The sequence below is a fragment of the Intrasporangium chromatireducens Q5-1 genome, from assembly GCF_000576575.1.
GTDB lineage: Bacteria > Actinomycetota > Actinomycetes > Actinomycetales > Dermatophilaceae > Intrasporangium_A > Intrasporangium_A chromatireducens.
On record NZ_AWQS01000241.1, the window covers coordinates 1 to 5633 of the forward strand.

General features: G+C 71.7%; 6 protein-coding genes. 3 read left to right on the forward strand and 3 right to left on the reverse strand.

Translation table 11 applies throughout. The features are described 5' to 3' along the window. Positions 1–44 precede the first annotated feature (44 nt). Together N864_RS18605 and N864_RS18610 are read right to left on the reverse strand one after the other, a co-directional pair. Positions 45–227, reverse strand: a complete 183-nt coding sequence (locus tag N864_RS18605; protein WP_034720629.1) for a DUF5302 domain-containing protein — start codon at positions 225–227, stop codon at positions 45–47. Positions 228–361: 134 nt separating this feature from the next. Beyond that, positions 362–706, reverse strand: a complete 345-nt coding sequence (locus N864_RS18610) for a hypothetical protein (protein WP_034720635.1) — start codon at positions 704–706, stop codon at positions 362–364. Between the two features lie 161 nt (positions 707–867). On the opposite strand from N864_RS18610, the gene lpdA reads away from it, so the two are divergent. The 3 genes from lpdA to N864_RS18625 are packed head-to-tail and all read left to right on the forward strand — an operon-like array spanning position 868 to position 5072. Continuing rightward, entirely contained in the window at positions 868–2247 is a 1380-nt protein-coding gene (gene lpdA / locus N864_RS18615; protein WP_034720638.1) for a dihydrolipoyl dehydrogenase, read from the forward strand. A gap of 34 nt (positions 2248–2281) precedes the next feature. Further along, complete coding sequence (gene sucB, locus N864_RS18620; RefSeq protein WP_034720641.1) at positions 2282–4150, forward strand: 2-oxoglutarate dehydrogenase, E2 component, dihydrolipoamide succinyltransferase; 1869 nt, start codon at positions 2282–2284, stop codon at positions 4148–4150. A gap of 13 nt (positions 4151–4163) precedes the next feature. Further along, positions 4164–5072 carry a TIGR01777 family oxidoreductase gene (locus N864_RS18625; RefSeq protein WP_034720644.1) on the forward strand — a complete coding sequence of 303 codons (909 nt, stop codon included), beginning with the start codon at positions 4164–4166 and terminating at the stop codon, positions 5070–5072. Here the strand turns inward: N864_RS18625 and N864_RS25170 are convergent. Continuing rightward, on the reverse strand, positions 5050–5633 hold a 584-nt coding region (locus N864_RS25170; RefSeq protein WP_034720648.1), incomplete at its 5' end, for a hypothetical protein. The genes N864_RS18625 and N864_RS25170 overlap by 23 nt on opposite strands.

Here is a 5633-nt window from a genome sequence, read left to right on the forward strand (position 1 = left end):
GCCCACCCGGGCACCGGCCCCTCCTCGTCAACCTGGGGAACGGCTCAGCCGCCGGACTTCCGGCGGAACATCTGCTGGGCCTTGGCCGGGCCGTGGGCACCGTGCACCTTGGACCGGTCACCGGTGTCGGAGACGTCCTTGCCGGCATGTGCCTGCTTCTTCTCCAGAGCCGCCTTGAACTTCGCTCGAGTCTCCTCGCTGGGACCGACTCCATCCTGCTTCGACATGCCTTCTCCTCTGGATCGACGCGGCCGGGATGTCCCCACCCTGTCAGGTGAGCGGCATACCTTCCACTCGTTTGCACCTCGCCTTCCAGTCGTTTGCACCTCGCTGGCGCTCGGTCGGGTCCTCACGGCTTGGCTCAGGCGTCGCCGCGGCGCTTCCGGCTGTTCCACGCCCGCATCCGGTTCGGGTAGCCGGTCTTGTTGACGTCATAGACCGGCACCCCCAGCCGCTGGCTGAGGTCATACGCCTCCTTCGGGGATCCCACCGCGCGCCGGGTCCACTCCCCGTCCCACGCGATGAGCACGACCGTCGTGGGCGTCACGCTCGTCGACGGCTCCACATAGGCCTCGACTCCCCGGTGCGAGTCGACGAACTGCTGCAGGTAGTCCTCGACCGCCTTCAGGTCGATCCGCATGAGCGGACCGTCGGAGCGCATGGTCCGCTCTCGGCGGGCGGCCTTGCGCCGCGAGAACCAACCCATGCCGGAACTGTACGACGACTTCCCCGGCGCGTCCCTGCACGAGACCTCCTTGTGACGTCGGTCGCGATCAATGACAAGATGCACATGCGCGTGATCCCCACCCGGGAGCAGCGGGCACTGCAGTGTGGACAGGACAACCCGAGTCTCAAGGAGCATCCTTCATGTCGGCGACCGCCGCGGACGACTACGACGTCGTCATCCTCGGAGGAGGCTCGGGCGGCTACGCCTGTGCCCTGCGATCGGCCGAGCTCGGCCTGACCGTCGCGCTCGTCGAGAAGGCGGAGCTCGGCGGCACCTGCCTGCACCGGGGCTGCATCCCGACCAAGGCCTTCCTCCACGCCGCCGAGGTCGCCGACACGGCGCGCGAGGGCGAGCGGTTCGGCGTCAAGACGACCTTCGAGTCCGTCGACATGGCCGGCGTCATGAGCTACAAGAACAGCGTCGTGTCGCGGCTCCACAAGGGGCTCCAAGGGCTCGTCAAGGCCGCGAAGATCGAATACGTCACCGGCTCGGGACGCCTGGACGGACCGCGCACCGTGGCCGTCGACGACCGCCGTCTCACCGGGCGGCACATCGTCCTCGCCACCGGCAGCCAGGCCAAGACCCTGCCGGGACTCGAGATCGGTGGGCGCATCATGACGAGTGACGAGGCCCTGGGTCTCGACCACGTCCCAGCACGGGTCGTCGTCCTGGGTGGCGGGGTCATCGGCGTCGAGTTCGCCTCGGTCTTCCGCAGCTTCGGCTCCGACGTCACGGTCGTCGAGGCCCTGCCCCGCCTGGTCGCCGGTGAGGACGAGGCGGTCTCCAAGCAGCTCGAGCGCGCCTTCCGCAAGCGCAAGATCACGGTCCGGACCGGTGCCCGCTTCGCGAGTGCGACCCAGGCCGGTGACGTCGTGACGGTGACCCTCGAGTCCGGCGACACGATCGAGGCAGACCTGCTCCTCGTCGCGGTCGGTCGGGGGCCGGTCACCGCGGGCCTCGGGTACGAGGAGGCGGGGATCGCCGTCGAGCGTGGCTTCGTGCCGACGGACGAGCGCCTGAACACCAACGTCGAGGGCGTCCGCGCCGTCGGTGACATCGTCCCCGGCCTGCAGCTCGCGCACCGCGGGTTCGCCCAGGGGATCTTCGTGGCCGAGGACATCGCCGGGCTCTCCCCCACCGTCGTCGACGAGCTGTCCATCCCCCGGGTCACCTACTGCGACCCCGAGATCGCGAGCGTCGGCCTGACCGAGGCGCAGGCCCGTGAGCGATACGGAGACGTCGCCACCTACGAGTACAACCTCGGCGGCAACGGCCGGTCGCAGATCCTCGGCACGCAGGGGTTCGTCAAGGTCGTACGCCGCGCCGACGGCCCCGTCGTCGGGATCCACATGATCGGCGCCCGCATGGGCGAGCAGGTCGGCGAGGCCCAGCTCATCGTCGGCTGGGAGGCCTTCCCCGAGGACGTGGCAGCCTTCATCCACGCCCACCCCACCCAGAACGAAGCACTCGGCGAGGCACACTTGGCCTTGGCCGGCAAGCCGCTGCACGCCCATTCGTGAAGCACAGCCAGAACAGGAACGAGGAGAAGAACGCATGTCTGAACGCGTGACCATGCCAGCCCTGGGTGAGTCCGTCACCGAGGGCACCGTCACCCGCTGGCTGAAGAACGTGGGCGACCGGGTCGAGGTCGACGAGCCGCTGCTCGAGGTCTCGACCGACAAGGTCGACACGGAGATCCCTTCCCCCGTCGCGGGCACGCTTCAGGAGATCCTCGCGCAGGAGGACGACACCGTGCCGGTCGGTGCCGACCTCGCGGTGATCGGTGACGGCGAGGCCCCCTCGTCGGGCGGTGCCCCGGCTCAGGAGCAGACGCAGGAACAGCCCCACGAACAGCCGCAGGAGCAGGCGCAGGAGCCCGCCCAGGAGCAGGCTCCCTCCGCCGAGGACCAGCCCGGCTCGGTCGAGCCGCAGACCCCCGGTGACGACCAGCCGCAGCAGCCCGCCCAGCAGGCGCCCCCGCAGGGTGGCGACACGGGCGGCAGCGGATCGGGCCAGACGGTCGTCATGCCGGCACTGGGCGAGTCGGTGACCGAGGGCACGGTCACCCGCTGGCTGAAGTCCGAGGGTGACGACGTCGCGACCGACGAGCCCCTCCTCGAGGTCTCGACGGACAAGGTCGACACCGAGATCCCCTCTCCCTACAGCGGCAAGCTGACCAAGATCCTCGTCGCCGAGGACGAGGTCGTGCCCGTCGGTGGCGAGCTCGCCGTGATCGGCGGGTCGGCCCCCGCACAGCAGGAGGCCCCCGCACAGCAGGAGGCCCCCGCACAGCAGGAGGCCCCCGCGCAGCAGCAGGCGCCCGCCCCCGCCCAGCAGGAGGCCCCCGCACAGGAGGCTCCGGCACCCCAGGCCCCGGCCCAGCAGCCGGCCCCTCAGCAGCCCTCGGCCCCCGCGCCCCAGCAGGAGCAGCCGGCCCGTCAGCCCGAGCCCATCGGTGCTGCCGTCGGTGGCGGGGCCAGCGCCCCGAGCGAGAGCGACGCGGCCGCCTACGTGACCCCGCTCGTCCGCAAACTCGCGGCACAGCACAACGTCGACCTCGGCAGCATCCAGGGCACCGGAGTCGGCGGCCGCATCCGCAAGCAGGACGTCCTCGACGCCGCCGAGGCCGCCAAGCAGCCGGCGGCCCAACCGGAGCCCGCCACCGCAGCGCCGGCCGCACCGGCCCCGGCCCCCTCCGCCCCGGCGCAGGTGTCCCCCAAGCGCGGCACCCGCGAGAAGATGTCGCGGCTGCGCAAGGTCATCGCGCAGCGCATGGTCGAGTCGCTGCAGGTGTCCGCCCAGCTGACCACGGTCGTCGAGGTGGACCTGACGAAGATCGCCCGCATCCGCGAGCGGGCCAAGAAGGACTTCGAGGCGCGCGAGGGCACGAAGCTCAGCTACCTGCCGTTCCTCGCGCTCGCCACCTGCGAGGCCCTCAAGTCGCACCCCAACCTCAACTCGAGCGTCGAGGGCGACGAGGTCGTCTACCACGGTTCGGAGAACCTCTCCATCGCCGTCGACACGGACAAGGGGCTCATCGTCCCCGTCGTGAAGAACGCGGGCGACCTCAACATCGCCGGGCTGGCCCGGGCGATCGCCGACGTGGCGGACCGGACCCGCAACAACAAGATCACGCCGGACGACCTGGCGGGCGGCACCTTCACGATCACCAACACCGGTAGCCGTGGGGCACTGTTCGACACGCCGATCATCAACCAGCCGCAGGTCGCCATCCTCGGCACCGGCTCGATCGTCAAGCGGCCCGTCGTCGTCACCGACGCCGACGGCGGCGAGACCATCGCGATCCGGTCGATGATGTACCTTGCGCTGTCCTACGACCACCGCATCGTCGACGGCGCCGACGCCGCCCGGTTCCTCGCGACGCTGAAGGCGCGTCTCGAGGAGGGCAACTTCGACGTCTGAGCCAAGGACTGACATGACGAAGCGCGTCGCCGTCGCCGGATCCTCCGGTCTGATCGGCGGCGCGCTTCGCCGTCATCTGGAGGGCCGTGGTGACAGCGTCCTGCGGCTCGTGCGGCGCCCGGCGGCCGCCGCCGACGAGGTGCGCTGGGACCCGTCCGCGGGGCACCTCCCGGTCGAGGCCCTCGACGGCGTCGACGCCGTCGTCAACCTGGCCGGGGTGGGCATCGGCGACCAGCGATGGACCGACGCCCACAAGGTGGCGATCGAACGGTCCAGGGTGGACTCGACCCTGACGATCGCGAAGGCCCTCGCGGAGACCAAGCAGCGCTCGGGCCGCTCGATCCGCCTCGTCAACGCGTCGGCCGTCGGTATCTACGGCGACCGCGGGGAGGAGGTGCTCACCGAGGGCAGCGCGAGCGGCACGGACTTCCTCGCCCGGCTCGTCGTCCGGTGGGAGGCGGCGACGGAGCCCGCGGCCGATGCTGGGGTCTCGGTCGCGCTGGTGCGCACCGGCCTCGTCATGGCCCCCCACGGCGGTGCGTTCGGCCCACTCCTGCTGCTCACCAAACTGGGGCTCGGGGGGCCGCTGGGCTCCGGACGGCAATGGTGGCCCTGGATCACCCTCGTCGACGAGGTGCGCGCCATCACGCACCTGGTCGACCACCCTGAGCTGACCGGCCCCTTCAACGCCGCCGGTCCCGAGCCCCATCGGCAGCGGGACATCGCGGCGGCCCTGGCGCGATCCCTCCACCGCCCTGCGCTGGTGCCGGCTCCCCGCCTTGCCCTGCGCGTCGTCGTCGGCGAGTTCGCCGACCGGATCCTCGACAGCCAGCGGGTCGAGCCGCGCAGGTTGCTCGAGAGCGGCTTCGGCTTCGAGCACCCCACTCTGGAGGCAGCCGTCAGGTGGGCTTCGGCGAGCTGACCGACTCGATACGCCAGCCGTCGTCACCGTGCACGAGGTGGAAGTCGAGCGGCCCGCCCGCCTCGCCGCTCCTGGGCACGACGCCACCGTCGTCGTCGGCGACCCGGTAGGCAGCGACCGCCACGCGCGCCCTCACGACGGCCCGCACCTCCGAGCGGGTGACGAAGGCGGCCTCCTCCACCGTCATCTGCAGGCCCGCGTAGCGCTGATGACCGCTCGTGAGGGCGTCGATGACCGCAGCGTCGGCCTGCCACGACGGGGAGCCGCGCCGGTGAACGGCGGCCAGTGCGTCGGTCCGGCGCTCGACCAGCGCGGCGACCCGCCGGTCGGTGAGCTGCTGGAGGATGGCCCGCGCGTCCGCGGGTCGAGCGGCCGGTGTCGGGGGCAGCCCGGTGGCCGTGCTGACAGCGCCGGTGCCGGCCCCGGCGATGGGCGCCGTGGGCGCCCGCGTCCCGGTGCCCGGCACGACTCCCAGATGGACCAGCCAGGCGAGCACTGCGGCCAGCGCGAGGACCGTGCCGGCCGCGACGACACGCCCAGCCCAGGCAGGGCGCGCCGCGG